Origin of the sequence: Allobosea caraganae (assembly GCF_003351345.1) — a bacterium.
In the GTDB taxonomy this organism is placed as follows: domain Bacteria; phylum Pseudomonadota; class Alphaproteobacteria; order Rhizobiales; family Beijerinckiaceae; genus Allobosea; species Allobosea caraganae.
Window position 1 is genome coordinate 610,157 of the sequence record NZ_QQTO01000019.1, and the last position, 20,090, is coordinate 630,246.

Genomic DNA, 20,090 nt, shown 5'->3' on the forward strand with positions numbered 1-20,090 from the left:
TGCCGCTCAGCTCAAGAGCCGAACTGCTCGCGCAGGATGCGCTCGTCCAGGCTGTGGCCGGGGTCGTGCAGCATGACGAGGTCGACGCTGCGATCGGTCTCCATCGAGACGGAGACGACGTTGTCGATCTGGATATGGTCGGCCATGGCGCTGACCGGGCGCTTGTTCGGCTCCAGCACCTCGATCGTGACCTGCGCCTGATCGGGCAGGAGCGCGCCGCGCCAGCGCCGAGGGCGGAAGGCGGCGATCGGGGTCAGCGCCAGCAGCGGCACGCCGAGCGGCAGGATCGGGCCATTGGCCGAGAGATTATAGGCGGTCGAGCCAGCCGGGGTGGAAAGCAGCACGCCATCGGCGATCAGCTCTTCGAGCCGGACTTGGCCGTCGATGGAGATCCTCAGCTTGGCTGCCTGATAGGAGCGCCTGAGCAGCGAGACCTCGTTGATCGCCTTGGCGTGGACGCGGGCGCCGGTCTGGTCGGTCGCGTACATCAGGAGCGGATGGACGATGCTGCGCTCGGCCGCTTCGAGGCGCTTGCTCAGGCCGCGCTCGCGGAACTCGTTCATCAGGAAGCCGACGGAGCCACGGTTCATGCCGTAGATCGGCTTGCCGGTGCCCAAAAAGCGATGCAGCGTCTGCAGCATCAGCCCGTCGCCGCCAAGCGCGACGATGACGTCGGCGCTGTCCGGCTCGGCATTGCCATAGCGCGTGGTGAGCTTCTCCAGCGCGGCCTGGGCCTCGGGAGTCTCGCTGGCGACGAAGGAGATGGCTCCGAAGCGCTCGGTCATCGCAGGTCCAGGAAGCAGCTAGATCAGGGGGCGCGGGCCGCTGGCATAGCACGCCGGGCGTGAGGGCGGCGATACGCCGGCCCCAATAAAAAGGCCGGGTCGCCCCGGCCTTTTGTCGCGTCGGCCTTCAGCCGGTCAGATGGCGGGCGTCCATTGCACCGGCACCAGCTCGAAGCCGTTGCCGGACTTGGCGATGTGGCCGGTCGCCGGGAAAGGCGCGTGGTAGAATGCGACCTGCATACGATCGGCCGAGACCATGTCGAGCATCCTGCGGCGGGTCGTCACCGCCTGCGGGCCGTCCATGTCGAACACGGCCGACCAGTCCGGGTTGCGGACGAAGAGCGAGGGGTGGTTGGTGACGTCGGACATGATCATCAACTTGCCCGAGCCCGACGCGACCGCGAAGGCCGTATGGCCGGGGGTATGGCCGGGCGCCGCGATGGCGGTGATGCCGGGCAAGATCTCCTTGCCGCCCTCGAACTGCTTCACGTCCTTGGCGATCGGCGCGAAGACGCGGCGCACGCCGGCGAAAGCGCCCTTCATCGCCTCAGGCGCCGCGCTCATCTTGGCGTCGTCCATCCAGAAGGCCCATTCCGCCGCCGGGACCATGACCTCGGCATTCGGGAACAGGGCGGTACCGTCCTTGGCGCGGAAGCCGTTGATGTGGTCGCCGTGGAAATGGCTGAAGACGACGGTCGAGACGTTCTTGGGGTCGAAGCCGGCCGCCTTGAAGTTGGCCTGCCAGGTCCCGCTGGTCGGCGCGCCCAACTCGCCGTTGCCGGTGTCGATCAGGGTGAGCTTGCCGCCATGCTCGATGGCGAGCGTGGTGAAGGTGATGTTCAGCGCATCCGGGGGCAGGAAGGCCTGCTCCATCGCCTTCTTGACCTCAGCGAACTCGGCATTGCGGACGAAGCCCTCGAGAGGGCGGCGGGCGAAGCCGTCATTGATGGCGGTCAGCGTGATGTCGCCGACCTTATAGCGGTAGAAGCCGGGGGCTTGATTCACAGGCGCTCCTTGCGCATGGGCCGGGGCGATGCCGGCGGGAATGTCGAGGGTGGCGGCGACGGCGAGCGCGCCGGCGCCAGTAAGCAAGGTGCGACGGGACGGATTGAGAGCGTGCATGGTCTTCCCCCATTTTGAGGGCATGGCGTAGCCCGAAAACCGCTTCGCACTTTTCGGCGCCATGCCCTGGGCTCGGCCTGAGCCCGGAGGCAACCTAACGTCCGGGCGGGAGGCTTCAACCGTCGCGGGAGGTTGCGGAATCAACTTTCCGTGAAGCTTCGGCGGCCTGGTAGCGGGCGAAGGCGCGCAGCATTGCGGCGCAGAGGGCGAGCGAGCCCATGGTGGCGTTGCCCGAGCATTCGGCGACCAGCGCCTGGAAGGCGGCGTTGTTGTCGCCCATCAGGCACTGGACGCTCCAGTTCCAGTCGGGCGCCTTCTGCCGCAGCAGGCTCACGGCCACGTCGATGTTGGCGCTGACGGTGCCGAGCGCCTTCCAGAGCGAGCCCTGCTGATAGATGCCGCCGACCGGTGCGCGCCGGCTGACGAGATGGGCGGGCTTGCGCCTGACGGCGAAGCCGAGGGCCTCGTAGATGTCGGCATCGAGCGCGCGATCGGGCTTATGGACCGTCTCGCAGCGTTCGGCGAGTTCGAGCAGCCGTTGTTTCCCGTCCATCGTCATCCCGTCCGTGGCCGTGCCCGGTCGTGGCTGGTGCCGGCGGAGAGGATCGAACTCCCGACCTTCGGTTTACAAAACCGCTGCACTACCGCTGTGCTACGCCGGCCCAGATAAGCCTAAAGCGGTTATCAGCACGCCGCTGCCAGGGCAAGGCGTGGAATGCCGTGCCGCTGTAGGCCTGAACATGAAAAAGCCCCGCCCTGGTGGGCGGGGCTCTCCCCTCTGGTCGCTAGGCCCGAGTGAGGCTTACGACTTGTAGATGTCGCGATCCTTGGTCTCGGGCAGGAAGAGCAGGCCGACGACGAAGGTCATCAGCGCGATCACCACCGGGTACCAGAGGCCCGAGTAGATATCGCCGGTCGAGGCGACGATGGCGAACATGGTGGGCGGCAGGAAGCCGCCGAACCAGCCGTTGCCGATATGGTAGGGCAGCGACATGCCGGTGTAGCGGATGCGGGTCGGGAAGAGCTCGACGAGCATCGCCGCGATCGGCCCGTAGACCATCGTGACGTAGAGCACGAGGATGAACAGAATGCCGATCATCGACCAGAACTGGCCGTTCAGGCCCTTGTTGATGTTGACGATGCCGGCATCGCCGGGCTTCGGATAGCCGGCAGCCTGGGCTGCGGCGATGACGTCGGCGGCGAAGGTCGCCGAAACCGGAACCTCCTTGCCGGAGATCTCGACCTTGGTCGGCGAACCGGCCGCTCCCGGGACGAGCTGATAGTTCAGCGCGCCGCCGGCAAGGGCCTTGCGGGTCGTGTCGCAAGAGTTCGTGAAGGTCCGCACGTTGACGGGGTCGAACAACGAGCCGCAGGTGGCAGGATCGGCCGTGACGACGATCTTCACGTTGTCATGGGCGTTGTAGAGCGTCGGGTTGCCGACCTTCGTCAACGTCGTGAACAGCGGGAAGAAGGTCAGCGCTGCGATCAGGCAGCCGCCGAGGATGATCGGCTTGCGGCCGATCTTGTCCGAGAGCGCACCGAAGACGACGAAGAACGGCGTGCCGAGCAGCAGCGATGCCGCGATCAGGACGTTGGCGGTGGTGCCGTCGACCTTCAGCGTCTGGGTCAGGAAGAACAGCGCGTAGAACTGGCCGGCATACCAGACCACGGCCTGGCCGGCGGTGCCGCCGATCAGTGCGATCAGGGCGATCTTGGCGTTCTTCCACTCGCCGAAGGCCTCGCTGAGCGGCGCCTTCGAGAGCGTGCCCTCGGCCTTCATCTTGGTGAAGGCCGGCGATTCCTGCAGCTGCAGCCGGATCCAGATCGAGACGCCAAGCAGCAGGATCGAGAGCAGGAACGGCACGCGCCAGCCCCAGGCGGCGAAGGATTCGGCCGACATGCTCAGACGCAGCGCCAGGATGACGATGAGCGAGAGGAAGAGGCCGAAGGTCGCGGTGATCTGGATGAAGGAGGTGTAGAAGCCGCGGCGGTTCTGCGGGGCGTGCTCGGCGACATAGGTCGCGGCGCCGCCATACTCGCCGCCGAGCGCCAGGCCCTGGAGCAGGCGGCAGGCGATGAAGGCGATCGGGGCGGCGATGCCGATCGAGGCATAGCCCGGCAGCAGGCCGACGACGAAGGTGGCGAGGCCCATCACCATCATGGTGACGAGGAAGGTGTACTTGCGGCCGATCAGGTCACCCAGGCGGCCGAAGAACAGCGCGCCGAAGGGGCGCACCGCGAAGCCGGCGGCAAAGCTGAGCAGGGTGAAGATGAAGCCGGCGGTCGGGTTCACGCCCGAGAAGAAGTTCGCCGAGATGTTGGCGGCAAGTGAGCCCGCCAGATAGAAGTCGTACCATTCGAAGACGGTACCGGTGGAGGAAGCGATGATGACCTTCTTCTCTTCTCTGGTCATCGGGCGGTGTGCCGCCCCCACTTCCGAATGTGATGCCACGCTCATGGCGTTCTCCCCTGATGATTCCCCGATGCTGGAAAGCGCCGGGCGGCCCGATTTTATGTGGCTCGATTTCTTGCGACGCGATGCCACCGGTTGCCGGCAGGCGGCTTCCCGCACAGTTCCAGCTAGGTCATAGGAATGCCCGCGCGGTCAAATCTATGCAATCAGGCACTTGGTCTTGCATCGTTAGGTGTAATACTAACGGCCTAATTGCCTTGCACTCGCGCAGGCGCTTCCGAAGACGGCTGGCTTGGTGCTGACGACCATTCTATAACTTGCGCCGAGGCCGATCCAGATGCGGAAGGGGAGTGCGACGATGCCGCGCATCGCGACGGGTCTTTCCATTCTGATGCTGGCGCTGCTTCCGGCGGAGCAGGCGTTTGCGGCGGGTTCGGGACGTGGGCCGGGGCCTGGCAGCAGCGGGGCGGCGGTTCACTCCAGTCCCGCTGGCGGCGCCTGGCGCGGCGCCTCGCTTGGCGGACATCGTCTTTCCAGCCAGCGCCTCGCGCGCCCGAATCATCAGGGCGGGCGCCGATTCTGGGGCGGCTCGTCCGGCTTCTATCCATTCGATGCCGGCGGCGAGCGCACGATTTTGCGCGAGGTCAGTGGGGGCGAGGAGGAGCGCCCGCTCGATCGTGATTCGTTCGAGCACATGCCGGTCAGGATGGGCATCGCGGCTTCGCCGGTCGGGCGGCCGGTGATCTACCGGATCGAGGGGAGCAAGGCACGGCCGATCGTGCGGGTCCTGCGCGTCGGCATCGACGACAGGCGCGCCGGCCTGCGCCACCTCGCCACTGCCGAAGGCGGCAATGCCGAAATCCTCACGCTGAAGCCGCGCTGAGGCGCTCATCAATAGGTGAGAGCATGACGTCAGCCGAAAACCGGTTCCCGCTATTCGCTGACGCGGACCTTCGGTTCGGCATCATGCCCTAGCGCCGCCGGCTCGCCGCGTAGAGCGCGATCGCGGTCGCGTTGGAGACGTTGAGGCTGGTGATCGTGCCCGGCACTTCCAGCCGCGCGATATGGTCGCAGAGGTCGCGGCTGCGCTGGCGCAGGCCCTTGCCCTCGGCCCCCATGACCATGACGAGCGGGCGGCGCAGCGCGATCTCGTCGAATTCGGTGGCGCCCTCCGAATCGAAGCCGATGCGCTGGAAGCCGCGCTTGCCCAGTTCATCGAGCGCATCGCCGAGATTGCGCACGGCGATCAGCGGCACGTGCTCCAGGGCTCCCGAGGCCGATTTCGCCAGAACGCCGGTCGCGGCGGGCGAATGGCGAATCGTCACGATCACCGCCGCGGCGGCGAAGGCCGCGGCAGAGCGCAGGATCGCCCCGACATTATGCGGGTCGGTGATCTGGTCGAGCGCCAGCACGATCGCGTCGTCGGGCAGGCTGCCGAGATCGGGCGAGGGCAGGGGGTCGCAGACCAGGTAGAGGCCCTGGTGCACCGCGTCGGGCGTGAGCAGCCGGTCGATCTCGGAGGGGCGGACGAGCTCGGGCTCGAGCGGCAAGGTGCCGAGTTCCTCGCGCAGGCGCTTGGCGCCGTTCTCCGTGGCGAGCAGGCGGCGGTGACGGCGCTGCGGGTTGCGCAGCGCTTCGACGACCGGATGGACGCCGTAGAGCACGGCCTCGTCGATATCGCCGGGACGGTGCGGCGGCGGGCCGTCCTCGCGCTGGCGACCCCAGCCGCCTGGGCGCTTGCCGCCGGAATTGGCCGGCTTGGGACGAAACGGCGCGGGCATGGCGGGCCTCCGAACGGAACAAGCGCCTGCCCTGCCATGGCGCGCGGCATTTTGCCAGCGTGGGATGGAAACGAGAGGACGGGATACGGCGTCTCCCATTTTGTTGACTAGGAAATCACTTTGATATAGTTTCCCAGTCAATCAAGGGGATGACATGCCGCCGACGCAACCCGTTTCCAGCATCACGGCGCATCTCGGTTTCTGGCTGCGCATGGTGTCCAACCACGTCTCGCATGCCTTCGCGGGCAAGCTCGCGGACAAGGGCGTGACGGTCGCCGAGTGGAGTCTGATGCGCGCGCTCTATGGCAGGGAGCCGATGTCGCCAAGCCGCGTCGCGGACGAGATGGGCATGACGCGCGGAGCGATCACCAAGCTCGCCGACAGGCTGATCGCCAAGTCGCTGATTCTGCGCGAGGCCAGCGCCGATGACGGCCGCGCGCAGACGCTCGCCCTGACCGGGCGGGGCATCGAGCTCGTGCCGGAACTGGCGGCGCTCGCCGACCGCAACGATGCGGAGTTCTTCGAGTGCCTGACGGCGGACGAGCGGAAAATCCTGGAACGGCTCCTGAAACGCATGGTCGAGCGCGGGCACATGACTGCGATGCCGATCGAATGATCCCGATTCAAACCAGACCACGGAGAAGACCGATGAATGAGCGCCAGACCGCAACCGCCCGGGCCTGCCTCGAAGGGGCGGAGGGCAATACGATGACTTTCCCGCAGATCGTAGGAACGTTGATGGAGTCGGGCTTCGAAAGCTACGCGATCGACTTCCGGCGGGCGATCGCGGCCTATTACCTGCCCGATGGCGAGAGCATCGAGCTGCCGCTCCACAGGCTCGATACTGCTGTGGCGCCGAGATTCGACGCCGTACTCATGCAGGCTGCCATCAGGGAAGCGCAGCAACAGGTGCCCGGCTATACGTATCGGGGCTTCTGCAAGAAGGCCGTGTCCGCCGGGTGTGCCGGCTACATCGTGTCGTTCTCCGGCCGTCGGGCGCTCTATGTCGGCCGGACTGCCGAAACACATGTCGAGCACTTTCCAAACTAGCAGGCGGCGACCCCGGGGAATGCACCACGTCGGCATTGTCGTCGCGCGCTTCTGCACAACGCTCGTGGCCCCGTCACAACGAAAGCGGGGCGAATGGCTTTTTGGCGGTTGACACACTGGGGCCCGGTCACCATAAGTCCGGCCGCGCCTGTCAGCCGTCACGAAAGTGAAACAGGCCTTGGGATGACGACCAAGCGTCGTGATCCGCGATCGGCGGGGGAATGTCCCGAGCGGCAAAGGGGGCGGACTGTAAATCCGCTGGCTATGCCTTCGCAGGTTCGAGTCCTGCTTCCCCCACCAACCTTCGCCCTGCGGGCTTCGGCTCGGCAAGCCGCAGGCTTGCGAGACGAGCCGGCAAGGCGAAGGCTGTCGCGCCGCAGTTGCGCAGCAACGCAGGCGGACTGCACTGACCCCGCAATTTCCGCTTCTCACTGAATCGCGCTGCCTGATGTCTTGACATCGGCGCTCCCATCACGGATTCCGAAGGCAGCGCGGGTGTAGCTCAATGGTAGAGCAGCAGCCTTCCAAGCTGAATACCCGGGTTCGATTCCCGGTACCCGCTCCAGCCCCTTCAGCCCACACATGATCTTGCCACCGGACGGCTCGGCAGGCCGCCCCGATCTCGATGCTGCGGCGCGGATTGCCTCGGAGGGGGTAGCTACGGCGGCAATTCTGAGCGCTTGCCAGATAGCGCGGGCCGATCTCAGTCTTTCGGCATGCCCATGTTCTGGTTCAGCCCCGCGGTAAAGGTTGAGACAGGCACTGCCAGCAGGGGCTACGCGGTCACCAACGTGCAGCGGGCGGCCGATTTCCTGTTGTCCTGGAAACATCTCGGCGGCCCGAAATGGAAGCTTGCCGCGCAAGCCTGCATACGTTGCCTGCAGGGCGAGATTCCCCCGGAAGACGTGCGCGCTCCGTTCGAGGACGCTGCTCGCGAGGCTGGGAAGCTCGTCGAATACTAGAGTATGAAGCCGAACCGAAGGTCCGCGCCAGCGAATAGCGGGAACCGGCTTTCGGACGACATCATGCTCCAACTCCTAGATGAGAGCCGGACATTGCTCAAAAGCAAGACGGCGCGGGGTGGTCTGGTCCTCCACCGCCGCGCCGCCCGGAAGCAGGCTGATTATGACTAAAATAGCTCGATCTCGATAATTCTCTTCGCCGGTGGTGCGGCCGATGCAGCTTGCGCTGCGCTCCTGCCGGAAGGCCGCCCCCAGTTAAACCTCAGACTTTCAATTCCCTGCCCCCTCTATGGGCCAAACGCTCACGAACGGCGGCGAATATTGCGCAGGGAACGTTCGATGGTGGCGAGCATCTCGCCATGTTCCTGTTGGGTCTTGCGGATCTCCTCGAGCGCCGCGGCCACCTGAACGATGGCGGCGTGCGTGTTGCCGCTCAGCAAGTCATGCATGCCGGCGGGAACATGGCCGAGAGTCCGGTTCGCTGGGTTGTCGATGAACTCGTTCATGTAGAGCATGGCCCGTCCCCTTGTGGCGCCCGTCTCAAGACATCCGCTTGAGCTCAACGCTGCGCCGACAAAGTCGAAGATGCGCCGCGGGGCGACTGTCCATAACGCGACGGCAGCCTGTCGTACTGTGATCAAGATCACAGTACGACAGGCTGCCGCGATGGCAGGAACGGGACTTGGCAGGGCCGCTTCACCGAAAACGGGAAGCGGCCGGGCGCCTCACTCCTTCGGCACGTCGGAATGGCCGAGGTCGCGGGTCGGGTCGAGCCGGTCGCGGACGCGCTGCTTCAGGGTTTTGGCGTCGGGGAAGCCGCCATCGACAGTGCGGTCCCAGATCACCTCGTCCTCATAGCGGATGATGAAGGTGCCGCCGGTGCCGGGCACGAGCGCGACCTCGCCGAGATCGGCGCCATAGGTCGAGAGCAGCTCCTGCCCGAGCCAGGCGGCGCGCAGCAGCCATTGGCAGAGCGTGCAATAGGTGATGCTGATGCGCGGCTTGGACGACGTGGACATGGTGAAACCCTAGCTGAAGAAGCGGTTCGCGGGCCGTGGCAGCCCGAGGTTCTCGCGCAGGGTCTTGCCCTGATATTCGCGCCGGAACAATCCGCGCCGCTGCAACTCGGGCACGACCTTGTCGACGAAGTCGTCGAGCCCCTCGGGCAAATACGGGAACATCACGTTGAAGCCATCGCTGCCGCGCTCGACCAGCCAATGCTCCATCTGGTCGGCGATGGTTTTGGGGGTGCCGACGAAGGCCAGGCCGCCATAACCGCCGAGACGCTGGGCGAGCTGGCGCACGGTCAGGTTCTCCCGCCTGGCCAGGTCGATGGCGCGCTGGCGCCCGCTCTTGCTGGCATTGGTCTCGGGGATCTCGGGCAGGGGGGCGTCGGGATCGAATTGTGTGGCGTCATGGCCGAGCGCGATCGAGAGCGAGGCGATGGCGCTGTCGTAATGCACGAAGCTGTCGAGCAGGGCGCGCTTCTCGCGCGCCTCGGCCTCGCTCTCGCCGACCACGGTCAGGACGCCGGGCAGGATCTTGAGGTGGTCGGGATTGCGGCCGATCGCCTCCATGCGGCTCTTCAGGTCGGCGTAGAAGGCCTGGCCGGCGGCAAGCGTGCCATGCGCGGCAAAGACCAGCTCCGCCGTCTCGGCTGCGAGCTGGCGCCCGGCATCCGAGGCGCCGGCCTGGACGATGACCGGCCAGCCCTGCGGCGACCGGGCGATGTTGAGCGGGCCGCGCACCGAGAGGTGAGGGCCCTTATGGTCGAGGACGTGCAGCTTGTCGGGATCGAAATAGAGCCCGCTCTCGCGGTCGCGGATGAAGGCGTCGTCGGCGAAGGAATCCCACAGGCCGGTGACGACGTCGTAGAACTCGCGCGCCCGGTCGTAGCGCTCGTCATGCTCCATGTGCTCGTCGAGGCCGAAATTCAGCGCGGCGTCGGGATTCGACGTGGTGACGATGTTCCAGCCGGCGCGGCCGCCGCTGATATGGTCGAGCGAGGCGAAGCGCCGGGCGATGTGATAGGGCGCGTCGAACGTGGTCGAGGCCGTCGCCACCAGCCCGATATGCTCGGTCGCGCCGGCAAGCGCCGAGAGCAGGGTGAAGGGCTCGAAGGAGGTCACGGTGTGGCTGCGCTTCAGCGCCTCGACCGGCATGTTCAGCACGGCGAGATGGTCGGCCATGAAGAAGGCGTCGAACTTGCCGGCTTCCAGCTTCTGGGCGAAGCGCTTGAGATGGCCGAAGTTGAAGTTGGCGTCCGGATAGGCGCCGGGATAGCGCCAGGCGCCGGTGTGGATGCTGACCGGGCGCATGAAGGCGCCGAGATGGAGTTGGCGGGGAGCGCTCATGGCAGGCGGCCTCGAAGCTTAAGTCGGTTCGGTGAGACTTAAGGTGCCCCCCATGACGCTGGCTATGGCGCGGCGAAGAAAACGAGGGCGTGTTCGGCCGGGCGAGGGGATGGAGAATATTCTTCTCCGCGCCGGCTTGAAACGGGAAGATCCCGCCGCCGGAATTCGGCATTCGCGCCAGTGCTGGGCCTTGCATCGGCGATCTGTCGCGGCCCGGCTGTCAAAGCCGGGCATTCTCGCCTAGCCTTCAGGCTCCTGCCGAACGGATTTCGCGCCACAGCCATGACGCTCACCGATATCGCCTCCCGCACCTACAACCATGGCTGGCGGCTCGATCCGATCATCCGCAGCCTGCTCGACACCGATTTCTACAAGCTGCTGATGCTGCAGATGATCCGGCGCTTCCATCCGGACGTGCACGTCACCTTCTCGCTGATCAACCGTTCCCGGCATATCCGGCTGGGCGACCTCGTCGACGAGGGCGAGCTCAGGGCGCAGCTCGACCATGCCCGCGAGATCCGCTTCAGCAAGAAGGAGCTGATCTGGCTCGCCGGCAACAGCTTCTACGGCAAGACCCAGATGTTCACGCCGGACTTCATCGCCTGGCTCGCCGATTTCCAGCTGCCGGCATATGAGCTGAAGCGCGTCGACGGCCAGTACGAGTTGCATTTCCACGGGAACTGGACCCACAGCACGATGTGGGAGGTGCCGGCGCTCGCCATCATCAACGAGCTGCGGGCGCGGCGCGTGATGAACGGACAGAAGCGCTTCTCGCTCGACGTACTCTATGCCCGCGCCAAGGCCAAGATGTGGAGCAAGGTCGAGCGGCTGCAGCAACTGCCGGAGCTGCGCATGTCGGATTTCGGCACGCGGCGCCGGCACGGCTTCCTCTGGCAGCGCTGGTGCGTCGAGGCGCTGAAGGAAGGGCTTGGGCCATGCTTCACCGGCAGCTCGAACGTGCTGCTGGCCATGGACAGCGACCTCGAGGCGATCGGCACCAACGCGCATGAGCTGCCGATGGTGCTGGCGGCACTGGCCGAGAACGACGAGGACATGCTGGAGGCGCCCTATCGCGTGCTCGACGAATGGCGCCGCGTCTATGGCGGCAACCTGCTGATCGCCTTGCCGGATGCGTTCGGCACCGGCGACTTCCTGCGCCGCGCCCCGGACTGGGTGGCGGACTGGACCGGTTTTCGCCCCGACAGCGCCCCGCCGATCCAGGCCGGCGAGGAGATCATGGCGTGGTGGAAAGCCAGGGGCCGCGACCCGCGCGAAAAACTGCTGGTCTTTTCGGACGGGCTCGACGTCGCCGCGATCGAGCAGGTCTACCACCACTTCAACGGCAAGGTGCGCATGGCCTTCGGCTGGGGCACCGACCTCACCAACGACCTCGTCGGCTGCTCGCCGGACGGCTCGCGCGCGCTCGACCCGATGTCGCTCGTCTGCAAGGTGACGCGCGTGAACGGCAGGCCGGCGGTGAAGCTCTCCGACAATCCCGAGAAGGCTTCGGGGGAGGCGAGCGAGGTGGCGCGGTATCGGCGGGTGTTCGGGGTGGCCGGGGCGTGACGATTTCGCCGATGGTCGTCGAACTCCATCGCTCTCGGCTTTTTCCGCTTGCCCTAGTCTAGTGCTTTGGTTGGTCTGGTGTGTTCCAAGATCGCCCATTAACGCCCCTTGGAAGGCTATGCCGGGGGGCAACACATCATGATCCGATTCTTGTTCGCTGCGGTCTTAGGGGCCGCTCTTGCCGGCTGCGTCACGCCGGACCGGGGATTGACCTTCTCGGAAATACGCGACCTCAGGATTGTCGACGTCATCGTCGAAACGCCGAAGCCCGCCGAGGGCGGCCAGCCCGTCGTGGTCTGGCCGAAGGCCGGGATGGCCTATGCCAGCACGCAGATGCCGGCATCGACCCGGCCCGTGTCCCTGGGACGCGATCCCGCCGGAGCCGGCAACGGGCCGACGCCGGAGGAATCTGCATGGGATGAGAAGTTCATGGCCTTGAGCCGGAGCGCAGCCGCCCAGACGCAGATGCACAGCACCCTGGCGCAGGTCACCCGCGACAGCTTCCGCAAGCGCTTTACCGAACAGCCTTCGGGCAAACATGCGGCCAAGCTGAAGGTCGTGGTCAAATCGCTGATGGCGCCTGGCGGGCAAGCCACGTTCACGGCCGACGTGATCGTGCTCGATGGCGTGACCGGGCGGCCGTTGACGCAGTATCCGAACCTGCTGGGCATCAGGACAGCGTCGACGGCGGTCGTGCCGGCGACGCCCGTGGGAATCCTCGTCGGGCTCGCTGCGCTCGCCGTTGCCGACCAGATCCGTGGCGATCCGGCTTATGAGGCCATCGATAGCGCCTCTTCGGCTTTTTCGGGCTGGCTCCTGCGCGAGTAGAACAGGGGCTCGTCGAAGCGCGCCAGGTATTCTGGCACCGCGTGCCATGCTCGTCTTGTGCTCGTCATGGTTGTATGTTTATCGTGCCCCTACGTAATGAGCGCTGGGGGGCGTCATGGCGCGGGTGGGGTTGTGGTTTTGGGTTGTCGTTTGCGTCGTCGGCCTGTCGTCGGCCGCGCAGGCGCTGGATCGCAAGCGTCTGAATGACGCGACGCCGGTGAACGAGGTCGAGATGAGCGCCTTGCTGGAGCGCGCGCTCGCGCGCCGGGCGGGCGTCACGAAGTTGCGCGTCGACGGCGGCGATGTCGTGTTCCTGGCCGGGAGCCAGGAGATGCGGATGGGCATCACCCCTTTGACGCGGCAGATGAACGATCTGAGCGGGGCAAAGCAGCGGCAGGCCGCTTTCGACAAGCTGCTGGCGCGGGTCGACGAGACCGTCGCCGGAAAGCACAAGGCCAAGGCGGATGCCGAGCAGGAGCGCTTTCGGAAGGCTTTGCTGCCGGTGCTGAAGAACAAGGCCTATATCGCCGAGATCAAAGCGCGATGCCGCCGGCAGTGCGGGCAGAGTGCGCAGCTGCTATATATTCCGCTGGCAGGCGATATCATCGTCGCGGCAGCGCTCGACCTGCCTAAAATCACGCGCTTCGTCACGGTCGGCGAGGGTGGTCCTTACGGCATGAGCGACGAGGACATCTTCCGCACCGCCTTCGCCAATCTGAACCGGCGCGTCGGAAAGCTGCAGCTCCACGATTTCGGGCCGGTGCGGGCGCTGGCCTTCGAGAACGACTACAACGCCTCGCTCCTGCTCGCGCCGAAGGCCTGGGAGAGCATTCCGAACCTGCCGCGCAACCTGGCGATTGCCGTGCCGGCGCGCGACATCGTTGCCTTCGCCGATGCCGACGACCCGCAGGCGCTCGAAGCCTTGCGCGGGGTTGCGAAGATGCCGGACAAGGGCTTTCCGGTCTCCAGACAGCTCTACCTAATGAACGAACGCGGTCGCTTCGAGGTCATGCCCTGAGCCCATGGCCAGCGCAGTTGGCGTGGCGCGACCCGTACCAGACGGGCTTCACCCACCCATGGCTTGCATCCTCGCTGGAAACACCCTAATTCGACCGCGTTTTTCCGGCCGAGAATGGCCGCCGTCGAGGAAAAGGTGTCATGGCCAAAGAGAAGTTTGCTCGGACGAAGCCGCATTGCAACATCGGGACGATTGGTCACGTTGACCATGGCAAGACGTCTTTGACGGCAGCGATCACGAAGGTCCTGGCTGAGTCTGGCGGGGCGTCGTACACGGCGTATGACCAGATCGACAAGGCGCCGGAGGAGAAGGCGCGCGGGATCACGATCTCGACGGCGCACGTGGAGTACGAGACCGCGGCGCGTCACTACGCGCACGTCGACTGCCCCGGCCACGCGGACTACGTGAAGAACATGATCACGGGCGCGGCGCAGATGGACGGCGCGATCCTGGTTGTGTCGGCCGCCGACGGCCCGATGCCGCAGACGCGCGAGCACATCCTGCTGGCGCGCCAGGTCGGCGTGCCGGCGCTGGTGGTGTTCATGAACAAGGTCGACCTGGTCGACGACGCGGAGCTGCTCGAGCTGGTCGAGATGGAGATCCGCGAGCTCCTGTCGAAGTACGACTTCCCGGGCGACGACATCCCGATCACCAAGGGCTCGGCCAAGGTCGCGCTGGACGGCGGCGACAAGGCGATCGGCCATGACGCGGTGATCGCGCTGATGAAGACGGTGGACGACTACATCCCGCAGCCGGCGCGCCCGCTGGACCTGCCGTTCCTGATGCCGGTCGAGGACGTGTTCTCGATCTCGGGCCGCGGCACGGTGGTGACCGGCCGCGTCGAGCGCGGCATCGTCAAGGTCGGCGAGGAGATCGAGATCGTCGGCCTGAAGGACACGGTGAAGACGACCGTGACCGGCGTCGAGATGTTCCGCAAGCTGCTCGACCAGGGCCAGGCGGGCGACAACATCGGCGCGCTGCTGCGCGGCACGAAGCGCGAGGACGTCGAGCGCGGGCAGATCCTGTGCAAGCCGGGCTCGGTGAAGCCGCACACGAAGTTCAAGGCCGAGGCGTACATCCTGACGAAGGAGGAGGGCGGTCGCCACACGCCGTTCTTCACGAACTACCGGCCGCAGTTCTACTTCCGCACGACGGACGTGACCGGCGTGGTGCACCTGCCCGAGGGCACGGAGATGGTGATGCCCGGCGACAACATCACGATGGAAGTGCACCTGATCGTGCCGATCGCGATGGAGGAGAAGCTGCGCTTCGCCATCCGCGAAGGTGGCCGAACCGTCGGCGCCGGCGTCGTCGCCTCGATTATCGCCTGAGCGGCGCTGCGACAGATATGGTTTGAGAAGGGCGGCGGCAACGCCGCCCTTTTTCGTTCCTGTGGGGCTTTGTCACAGCCGGCTCGTTTTCGACTTGAAAACGCCGGGCTCTTGGGGCAAAGCATCCGCGACTACAGGGGTGTAGCTCAGTTGGTAGAGTACCGGTCTCCAAAACCGGTTGTCGTAGGTTCGAGCCCTACCGCCCCTGCCAGTCCCTCCGCCGGTGCTGCGATGACGCAGAATATCTACGACGACGCCGGCTTCTTCGAAAATTACAGCCAACTGCCACGCTCGGTCCACGGACTCGACGGCGCGCCCGAATGGGGCTCGCTGCGAAAGCTGCTGCCGCCGATGCAGGGGCTCAGGGTGATCGACCTCGGCTGCGGCTTCGGCTGGTTCTGCCGCTGGGCGGCGGAGCAGGGCGCGAAGGGCGTGCTCGGCGTTGACGTCTCCGAGCAGATGCTGGCCCGGGCGAGGGCGGAGACGTCGAACCCGGCGATTGCCTATCTCAGGGCCGATCTGGAGACGTTCGCGCCGGAGCAGGGCGCCTTCGACCTTGCCTATAGCTCGCTCGCCTTCCACTACCTGAGCGATCTCGGCGGGCTGCTCGCGCGCGTCCATGCGGCGCTCGCTCCCGGCGGCGCGCTGGTCTGCTCGGTCGAGCATCCGATGCTGACCGCGCCGCGGCATCAGGGCTGGGCGCAGGACGCTTCTGGCCTGCCGAGTTGGCCAGTCGGGGCTTATCTCGACGAGGGCCCGCGCAGCACCGACTGGCTGGCCAAGGGCGTGATCAAGCAGCACAGGACGATCGCGACCTATCTCGCGCTCTTGTCGCAGTCGGGTCTCAGGCTTACCTGCCTCGAGGAATGGGGGCCGAGCCCGGAGCAGGTCGCGGCCAACCCCGATTGGATCAAGGAGCGGCAGCGTCCGCCGTTCCTGCTGCTGGCTTGCCGCCGCCCCTGACGTTTCCCCGGCTCAAAAGGCGCTTGGCTAACGTCGTGGAGCGTTGTAAGAGGCTCATCCAGACGGCGCGCGGCTCCCTGAGCCCCGCGCCGCGAATCTTTCAGGACGTGACGAATCGGCCAGCGGCGAGCTCTTCCGCCGCGATCCGGAACCCGAGGTGAGTTTGAGCCGATGGCGAAACCCGATCCCTTCCAGTTCCTGCAGGAGGTCCGCTCCGAGGCCACGAAGGTCACCTGGCCGTCGCGGCGCGAGACGCTGATCACGACCGGCCTCGTACTGGCCATGGTGCTGGTCTCCAGCCTGTTCTTCCTCTTTACCGACACCATCATCCGCTGGTCGCTCGGCATCATCCTCGGCGCTCGCTGAGCGGAGATCATTGACGTGAACACCCGTTGGTACATCGTCCACGCCTATTCGAACTTCGAGAACAAGGTCGCGCAGTCGATCCGCGACCAGGCGGCGCAGCGCAATCTCGCCGACAAGTTCGAGGAAGTGCTCGTGCCGACCGAGAAGGTCGTCGAGGTGCGCCGCGGCCGCAAGGTCGATGCCGAGCGCAAGTTCTTCCCGGGCTACGTCCTGGTGAAGTGCGAGATGACCGACGAGGTCTACCACCTGATCAAGAACACGCCGAAGGTCACGGGCTTCCTGGGCGCCGACAAGGCCAAGCCCATGCCGATCCCCGAGCACGAGGCGATGCGGATCAAGGGCCAGGTCGCCGAGGGCATCGAGCGGCCGAAGCCGACGGTGGTCTTCGAGGTCGGCGAGCAGGTCAAGGTCGCCGACGGGCCGTTCGCCTCGTTCAACGGCGTCGTCGAGGATGTCGACCATGCCCGCGCCCGGCTCAAGGTCGCGGTCTCGATCTTCGGCCGCGCCACGCCGGTCGAGCTGGAATACGGCCAGGTCGAAAAGCTCTGAGACCGTTTGCGAATTCTACTGGCGCGGCCGTCTGACGCGGCTGTCTGCGCTTCCGGGGCTCACGGACCGATGTCCGCTGCGCTCCGGTTCTCGACAGCCACGCCAGCCGGCTCGCACCAGCGAAGTCTCAAAGCGGTCTCGTGACGAAAGTCACTTCCCTTCGGCGCGGTCCTGTGTCATAGGCCGCGCCTCACATGCGTGGGAGGCGTGCCGGTTCGCCAGCCGGAGTTCCTCGTCGCACCACGCTCTGCAACCACCCTGACCCCGGACGGGACATGTCCAGGCAGGGTCGTCGTCGTTCCGGGAGGCACCGGGGCGGACGGCAGGAGCAGCCATCATGGCAAAGAAGATCACGGGCTACGTGAAGCTTCAGGTGCCGGCGGGCGCGGCCAATCCGTCGCCCCCGATCGGTCCCGCGCTCGGTCAGCGCGGCCTCAACATCATGGAATTCTGCAAGGCCTTCAATGCGAAGACCGCGCAGATGGAGAAGGGCATGCCGATCCCGGTGATCATCACCGCGTATCAGGACCGCTCCTTCACCTTCGAGATGAAGCAGCCGCCGGTCTCGTACTGGCTGAAGAAGGCCGCCGGCCTGACCGCGGGTTCGAAGACCCCGGGCAAGGGCGGCAATGTCGGCAAGGTCTCCGCGGCGCAGCTCAAGGAGATCGCCGAGAAGAAGATGGCCGACCTCAACTGCGACAGCGTCGATTCCGCCGTGGCCATGATCCGGGGTTCCGCCCGGTCCATGGGCCTGGAAGTCGTGGGCTGAGGGGGAACGAATAATGGCACATATCGGAAAGCGCGTCGTCAAGGGCCGTGAAGGCATTGACCGCACCAAGCTCTACCCGCTCACTGAAGCCGTCGAGATGGTCAAGGGCCGCTCCACCGCGAAGTTCGACGAGACCGTCGAGATCGCGATGAACCTCGGCGTCGACCCGCGTCACGCCGACCAGATGGTCCGCGGCGTCTGCAACCTGCCGAACGGCTCGGGCCGGACCTTGCGCGTCGCCGTCTTCGCCCGCGGCGCCAAGGCCGAGGAGGCCAAGAAGGCCGGTGCCGACATCGTCGGCGCGGAAGAGCTCGTCGACATCGTCTCGAAGGGCACGATCGATTTCGATCGCTGCATCGCGACCCCGGACATGATGCCGCTGGTCGGCCGCCTCGGTAAGGTGCTCGGCCCGCGCGGCCTGATGCCGAACCCGAAGGTCGGCACCGTCACCATGGACGTGACCACCGCGGTCGCGGCCTCGAAGGGCGGCTCGGTCGAGTTCCGCGTCGAGAAGGCCGGCATCGTGCATGCCGCCGTCGGCAAGGTCTCGTTCTCGGCCGAGAAGCTGGCCGAGAACATCAAGGCCTTCGCCGACTCGGTCGCCAAGGCCAAGCCGGCCGGCGCCAAGGGCACCTATATCCAGCGCGTCGCGATCTCCTCGACCATGGGCCCGGGCGTCAAGATCGAGCCTAACACGGTCATGGGCGCCTGAGCAGGCGCCTGACGACCGGCCTTGCGGCTGGTCGCGCCCTTGCGTCTTGACCTTTTTCGGTCGAGACGCCACTTGGCAGAAGCAAGCGAAGCCGTTATAGGTCTGCGCATGTTTCCATAAGTGATCAGGGCTTCCGCGTGCTCCGCACGAGGGGGCCTGTTTCGCGTTTTTTGGCGGCTTGCCGCCAAAAATAGGGTGTTTGGGGCGAAAGAGCGATCTTTTGCGTCGAATCACCCGGTCCTGTCTGAGACTGCAGGTGCGCTTCGGGTTCGTCCCGAGGGCATAATTTCGCCAAGAGGCCTGCATAGACGGTGCAAGAGCTTACCTGAGGTCGCGAGACCTCAAGACGGTTCGAACCATCTCGCCCGATTTCGGCCTTGGCCGGGGACGGGGACAGGGCACTGAGCGTCGCTCCGTCGATGTGCCGGTGTCAATCGGTTTGTCGGGAGCGGCATCTGAAGCCGGCGGCATGGTTTTTCCCTGCCGCCTACCGGAGAGAGCCCAGTGGATAGAACGGCAAAGAATGATGCCGTCGCGACGCTGAACGGTGTGTTTGCGAACACGTCGGTCGTCGTCGTGGCCCACTATGCGGGTTTGACGGTGGCTCAGTTCCAGAAGCTTCGTCGCGAGATGAAGGCCAATGGCGCCACCGTGAAGGTCGCAAAGAACCGGCTGGCCAAGATCGCTCTTGAAGGCACCGACGTCGCGTCCATCAGCAACTTGCTGACGGGCCCAACCCTGATCGCCTATTCCAACGATCCGGTCGCGGCGCCGAAGGTCGCCACCGCTTTCGCCAAGGAGAACGACAAGCTCGTCATCCTCGGCGGCGCGATGGGTAAGACCGCCCTGAACCCCGATGGCGTCAAGGCCCTGGCCACGATGCCCTCGCTCGATGAACTGCGCGCCAAGCTGCTCGGCCTCCTGCAGGCCCCGGCAACGAAGATCGCCCAGCTCTCGACGGCGCCGGCTGCCAAGCTCGCGCGCGTGTTCCAGGCATATGCCGACAAGGATGCGGCCTGAACGGCCAATCACCCTGAACAACGTTCGAACCTCTTTTACGTAGGAACCTAACATGGCTGATCTTGCTAAGCTCGTTGACGAGCTGTCCTCCCTGACGGTCCTTGAGGCCGCCGACCTCGCCAAGCTTCTCGAAGAGAAGTGGGGCGTCTCCGCCGCTGCCGCCGTTGCGGTTGCGGCTGGCCCGGCTGCCGGCGCTGCCGCCGCTGCCGTCGAAGAGCAGACCGAGTTCACCGTCGTTCTTGCCGCCGTCGGCGACAAGAAGATCGAGGTGATCAAGGAAGTCCGCGCCATCACCGGCCTGGGCCTCAAGGAAGCCAAGGACCTGGTCGAAGCCGCTCCGAAGCCGGTCAAGGAGAGCGTCACCAAGGACGAGGCCGAGAAGCTCAAGAAGCAGCTCGAAGCCGTCGGCGCCAAGGTCGAGCTCAAGTGAGCAGGGCCGGCTGATGCCGGTCCGACCCTAGTCGTTACAGACAGTCCCGGGGCGGTCTCCGCCTCCGGGGC

At 65.8% G+C, this 20,090-nt stretch carries 23 protein-coding genes and 4 tRNA genes; 18 read left to right on the forward strand and 9 right to left on the reverse strand.

Going from position 1 to position 20,090, the window contains the following annotated elements; all coding sequences use genetic code 11:
* Positions 1–11: 11 nt before the first annotated feature.
* The 5 genes from DWF00_RS11070 to DWF00_RS11090 all read right to left on the reverse strand — a co-directional run bounded on the left by DWF00_RS11070 (position 12) and on the right by DWF00_RS11090 (position 4,365).
* Complete coding sequence (locus DWF00_RS11070; RefSeq protein ID WP_114827621.1) at positions 12–785, reverse strand: NAD kinase; 774 nt, start codon at positions 783–785, stop codon at positions 12–14.
* Positions 786–920: 135 nt separating this feature from the next.
* Positions 921–1,907, reverse strand: a complete 987-nt coding sequence (locus DWF00_RS11075; RefSeq protein WP_114827622.1) for an MBL fold metallo-hydrolase — start codon at positions 1,905–1,907, stop codon at positions 921–923.
* A gap of 115 nt (positions 1,908–2,022) precedes the next feature.
* A complete protein-coding gene (locus tag DWF00_RS11080) occupies positions 2,023–2,460 on the reverse strand; it encodes a hypothetical protein (RefSeq protein ID WP_114827623.1) in 438 nt (145 codons plus the stop codon).
* A 34-nt stretch (positions 2,461–2,494) separates the two neighbouring features.
* Positions 2,495–2,569, reverse strand: a tRNA-Thr gene (locus tag DWF00_RS11085).
* 140 nt (positions 2,570–2,709) lie between these two features.
* Positions 2,710–4,365, reverse strand: a complete 1,656-nt coding sequence (locus tag DWF00_RS11090; protein ID WP_181832491.1) for an MFS transporter — start codon at positions 4,363–4,365, stop codon at positions 2,710–2,712.
* A 313-nt stretch (positions 4,366–4,678) separates the two neighbouring features.
* On the opposite strand from DWF00_RS11090, the gene DWF00_RS11095 reads away from it, so the two are divergent.
* Complete coding sequence (locus DWF00_RS11095) at positions 4,679–5,203, forward strand: hypothetical protein (RefSeq protein ID WP_114827625.1); 525 nt, start codon at positions 4,679–4,681, stop codon at positions 5,201–5,203.
* Between the two features lie 88 nt (positions 5,204–5,291).
* Here DWF00_RS11095 and DWF00_RS11100 read toward each other — a convergent pair whose 3' ends face one another.
* Positions 5,292–6,101 (reverse strand): TrmH family RNA methyltransferase, encoded by an 810-nt coding sequence (locus tag DWF00_RS11100; RefSeq protein ID WP_114827626.1) that lies wholly within the window; start codon positions 6,099–6,101, stop codon positions 5,292–5,294.
* 154 nt (positions 6,102–6,255) lie between these two features.
* Here DWF00_RS11100 and DWF00_RS11105 point away from each other — a divergent pair, with 154 nt between their 5' ends.
* From DWF00_RS11105 to DWF00_RS11125, 5 genes are all read left to right on the forward strand, one after another.
* Positions 6,256–6,717 carry a MarR family winged helix-turn-helix transcriptional regulator gene (locus DWF00_RS11105; RefSeq protein WP_181832492.1) on the forward strand — a complete coding sequence of 154 codons (462 nt, stop codon included), beginning with the start codon at positions 6,256–6,258 and terminating at the stop codon, positions 6,715–6,717.
* A gap of 32 nt (positions 6,718–6,749) precedes the next feature.
* Positions 6,750–7,151: a DUF1398 domain-containing protein gene (locus DWF00_RS11110; RefSeq protein ID WP_114827627.1), complete on the forward strand. Its 402-nt coding sequence runs from the start codon at positions 6,750–6,752 to the stop codon at positions 7,149–7,151.
* 215 nt (positions 7,152–7,366) lie between these two features.
* Positions 7,367–7,451: transfer RNA gene (locus DWF00_RS11115), tRNA-Tyr, on the forward strand.
* Positions 7,452–7,642: 191 nt separating this feature from the next.
* A tRNA-Gly gene (locus DWF00_RS11120) sits at positions 7,643–7,716 on the forward strand.
* 157 nt (positions 7,717–7,873) lie between these two features.
* The gene (locus tag DWF00_RS11125) at positions 7,874–8,113 is read left to right on the forward strand and encodes a DUF982 domain-containing protein (RefSeq protein ID WP_181832493.1); all 240 of its coding nucleotides are present in this window, start codon (positions 7,874–7,876) and stop codon (positions 8,111–8,113) included.
* Between the two features lie 302 nt (positions 8,114–8,415).
* Here the strand turns inward: DWF00_RS11125 and DWF00_RS11130 are convergent, their stop codons facing one another.
* The 3 genes from DWF00_RS11130 to DWF00_RS11140 form a co-directional block, all read right to left on the reverse strand.
* Complete coding sequence (locus DWF00_RS11130) at positions 8,416–8,628, reverse strand: hypothetical protein (RefSeq protein ID WP_114827629.1); 213 nt, start codon at positions 8,626–8,628, stop codon at positions 8,416–8,418.
* A gap of 210 nt (positions 8,629–8,838) precedes the next feature.
* Positions 8,839–9,132 carry an Rdx family protein gene (locus tag DWF00_RS11135; RefSeq protein ID WP_114827630.1) on the reverse strand — a complete coding sequence of 98 codons (294 nt, stop codon included), beginning with the start codon at positions 9,130–9,132 and terminating at the stop codon, positions 8,839–8,841.
* Positions 9,133–9,141: 9 nt separating this feature from the next.
* Positions 9,142–10,467, reverse strand: a complete 1,326-nt coding sequence (locus DWF00_RS11140; RefSeq protein ID WP_114827631.1) for an LLM class flavin-dependent oxidoreductase — start codon at positions 10,465–10,467, stop codon at positions 9,142–9,144.
* Positions 10,468–10,749: 282 nt separating this feature from the next.
* Here DWF00_RS11140 and pncB point away from each other — a divergent pair, with 282 nt between their 5' ends.
* The 12 genes from pncB (at position 10,750) to rplL (ending at position 20,019) form a co-directional block, all read left to right on the forward strand.
* Positions 10,750–12,033, forward strand: coding sequence for a nicotinate phosphoribosyltransferase (gene pncB / locus DWF00_RS11145; RefSeq protein ID WP_114827632.1), 1,284 nt, complete (start codon positions 10,750–10,752; stop codon positions 12,031–12,033).
* Between the two features lie 108 nt (positions 12,034–12,141).
* Positions 12,142–12,861: a hypothetical protein gene (locus DWF00_RS11150; protein ID WP_147283635.1), complete on the forward strand. Its 720-nt coding sequence runs from the start codon at positions 12,142–12,144 to the stop codon at positions 12,859–12,861.
* Positions 12,862–13,093: 232 nt separating this feature from the next.
* The gene (locus DWF00_RS11155; RefSeq protein WP_147283636.1) at positions 13,094–13,879 is read left to right on the forward strand and encodes a DUF1444 domain-containing protein; all 786 of its coding nucleotides are present in this window, start codon (positions 13,094–13,096) and stop codon (positions 13,877–13,879) included.
* Between the two features lie 140 nt (positions 13,880–14,019).
* Entirely contained in the window at positions 14,020–15,210 is a 1,191-nt protein-coding gene (tuf, locus tag DWF00_RS11160; protein WP_114827635.1) for an elongation factor Tu, read from the forward strand.
* 135 nt (positions 15,211–15,345) lie between these two features.
* Positions 15,346–15,421 (forward strand) — tRNA-Trp (locus DWF00_RS11165).
* A gap of 20 nt (positions 15,422–15,441) precedes the next feature.
* Positions 15,442–16,173, forward strand: coding sequence for a class I SAM-dependent methyltransferase (locus DWF00_RS11170; RefSeq protein WP_114827636.1), 732 nt, complete (start codon positions 15,442–15,444; stop codon positions 16,171–16,173).
* A gap of 171 nt (positions 16,174–16,344) precedes the next feature.
* Positions 16,345–16,539 carry a preprotein translocase subunit SecE gene (gene secE, locus DWF00_RS11175; protein ID WP_114827637.1) on the forward strand — a complete coding sequence of 65 codons (195 nt, stop codon included), beginning with the start codon at positions 16,345–16,347 and terminating at the stop codon, positions 16,537–16,539.
* Between the two features lie 15 nt (positions 16,540–16,554).
* Positions 16,555–17,088, forward strand: coding sequence for a transcription termination/antitermination protein NusG (gene nusG, locus DWF00_RS11180; protein WP_114827638.1), 534 nt, complete (start codon positions 16,555–16,557; stop codon positions 17,086–17,088).
* A 337-nt stretch (positions 17,089–17,425) separates the two neighbouring features.
* A complete protein-coding gene (gene rplK / locus DWF00_RS11185; protein ID WP_114827639.1) occupies positions 17,426–17,857 on the forward strand; it encodes a 50S ribosomal protein L11 in 432 nt (143 codons plus the stop codon).
* 13 nt (positions 17,858–17,870) lie between these two features.
* Complete coding sequence (rplA, locus tag DWF00_RS11190) at positions 17,871–18,569, forward strand: 50S ribosomal protein L1 (RefSeq protein WP_114827640.1); 699 nt, start codon at positions 17,871–17,873, stop codon at positions 18,567–18,569.
* A 504-nt stretch (positions 18,570–19,073) separates the two neighbouring features.
* Positions 19,074–19,589 (forward strand): 50S ribosomal protein L10, encoded by a 516-nt coding sequence (gene rplJ / locus DWF00_RS11195; RefSeq protein ID WP_103717371.1) that lies wholly within the window; start codon positions 19,074–19,076, stop codon positions 19,587–19,589.
* A gap of 52 nt (positions 19,590–19,641) precedes the next feature.
* Positions 19,642–20,019, forward strand: coding sequence for a 50S ribosomal protein L7/L12 (rplL, locus tag DWF00_RS11200; RefSeq protein WP_114827641.1), 378 nt, complete (start codon positions 19,642–19,644; stop codon positions 20,017–20,019).
* Positions 20,020–20,090 lie beyond the last annotated feature (71 nt).

Excerpts from the sequence above, each read along its gene's own strand:
- DWF00_RS11070 (WP_114827621.1), bottom strand. The coding sequence starts at position 785 with ATGACCGAGCGCTTCGGAGCCATCTCCTTCGTCGCCAGCGAGACTCCC.
- DWF00_RS11075 (WP_114827622.1), bottom strand. The coding sequence starts at position 1,907 with ATGCACGCTCTCAATCCGTCCCGTCGCACCTTGCTTACTGGCGCCGGC.
- DWF00_RS11080 (WP_114827623.1), bottom strand. The coding sequence starts at position 2,460 with ATGGACGGGAAACAACGGCTGCTCGAACTCGCCGAACGCTGCGAGACG.
- DWF00_RS11090 (WP_181832491.1), bottom strand. The coding sequence starts at position 4,365 with ATGAGCGTGGCATCACATTCGGAAGTGGGGGCGGCACACCGCCCGATG.
- DWF00_RS11095 (WP_114827625.1), top strand. The coding sequence starts at position 4,679 with ATGCCGCGCATCGCGACGGGTCTTTCCATTCTGATGCTGGCGCTGCTT.
- DWF00_RS11100 (WP_114827626.1), bottom strand. The coding sequence starts at position 6,101 with ATGCCCGCGCCGTTTCGTCCCAAGCCGGCCAATTCCGGCGGCAAGCGC.
- DWF00_RS11105 (WP_181832492.1), top strand. The coding sequence starts at position 6,256 with ATGCCGCCGACGCAACCCGTTTCCAGCATCACGGCGCATCTCGGTTTC.
- DWF00_RS11110 (WP_114827627.1), top strand. The coding sequence starts at position 6,750 with ATGAATGAGCGCCAGACCGCAACCGCCCGGGCCTGCCTCGAAGGGGCG.
- DWF00_RS11125 (WP_181832493.1), top strand. The coding sequence starts at position 7,874 with ATGTTCTGGTTCAGCCCCGCGGTAAAGGTTGAGACAGGCACTGCCAGC.
- DWF00_RS11130 (WP_114827629.1), bottom strand. The coding sequence starts at position 8,628 with ATGCTCTACATGAACGAGTTCATCGACAACCCAGCGAACCGGACTCTC.
- DWF00_RS11135 (WP_114827630.1), bottom strand. The coding sequence starts at position 9,132 with ATGTCCACGTCGTCCAAGCCGCGCATCAGCATCACCTATTGCACGCTC.
- DWF00_RS11140 (WP_114827631.1), bottom strand. The coding sequence starts at position 10,467 with ATGAGCGCTCCCCGCCAACTCCATCTCGGCGCCTTCATGCGCCCGGTC.
- pncB (WP_114827632.1), top strand. The coding sequence starts at position 10,750 with ATGACGCTCACCGATATCGCCTCCCGCACCTACAACCATGGCTGGCGG.
- DWF00_RS11155 (WP_147283636.1), top strand. The coding sequence starts at position 13,094 with ATGAGCGCCTTGCTGGAGCGCGCGCTCGCGCGCCGGGCGGGCGTCACG.
- tuf (WP_114827635.1), top strand. The coding sequence starts at position 14,020 with ATGGCCAAAGAGAAGTTTGCTCGGACGAAGCCGCATTGCAACATCGGG.
- DWF00_RS11170 (WP_114827636.1), top strand. The coding sequence starts at position 15,442 with ATGACGCAGAATATCTACGACGACGCCGGCTTCTTCGAAAATTACAGC.
- secE (WP_114827637.1), top strand. The coding sequence starts at position 16,345 with ATGGCGAAACCCGATCCCTTCCAGTTCCTGCAGGAGGTCCGCTCCGAG.
- rplK (WP_114827639.1), top strand. The coding sequence starts at position 17,426 with ATGGCAAAGAAGATCACGGGCTACGTGAAGCTTCAGGTGCCGGCGGGC.
- rplA (WP_114827640.1), top strand. The coding sequence starts at position 17,871 with ATGGCACATATCGGAAAGCGCGTCGTCAAGGGCCGTGAAGGCATTGAC.
- rplL (WP_114827641.1), top strand. The coding sequence starts at position 19,642 with ATGGCTGATCTTGCTAAGCTCGTTGACGAGCTGTCCTCCCTGACGGTC.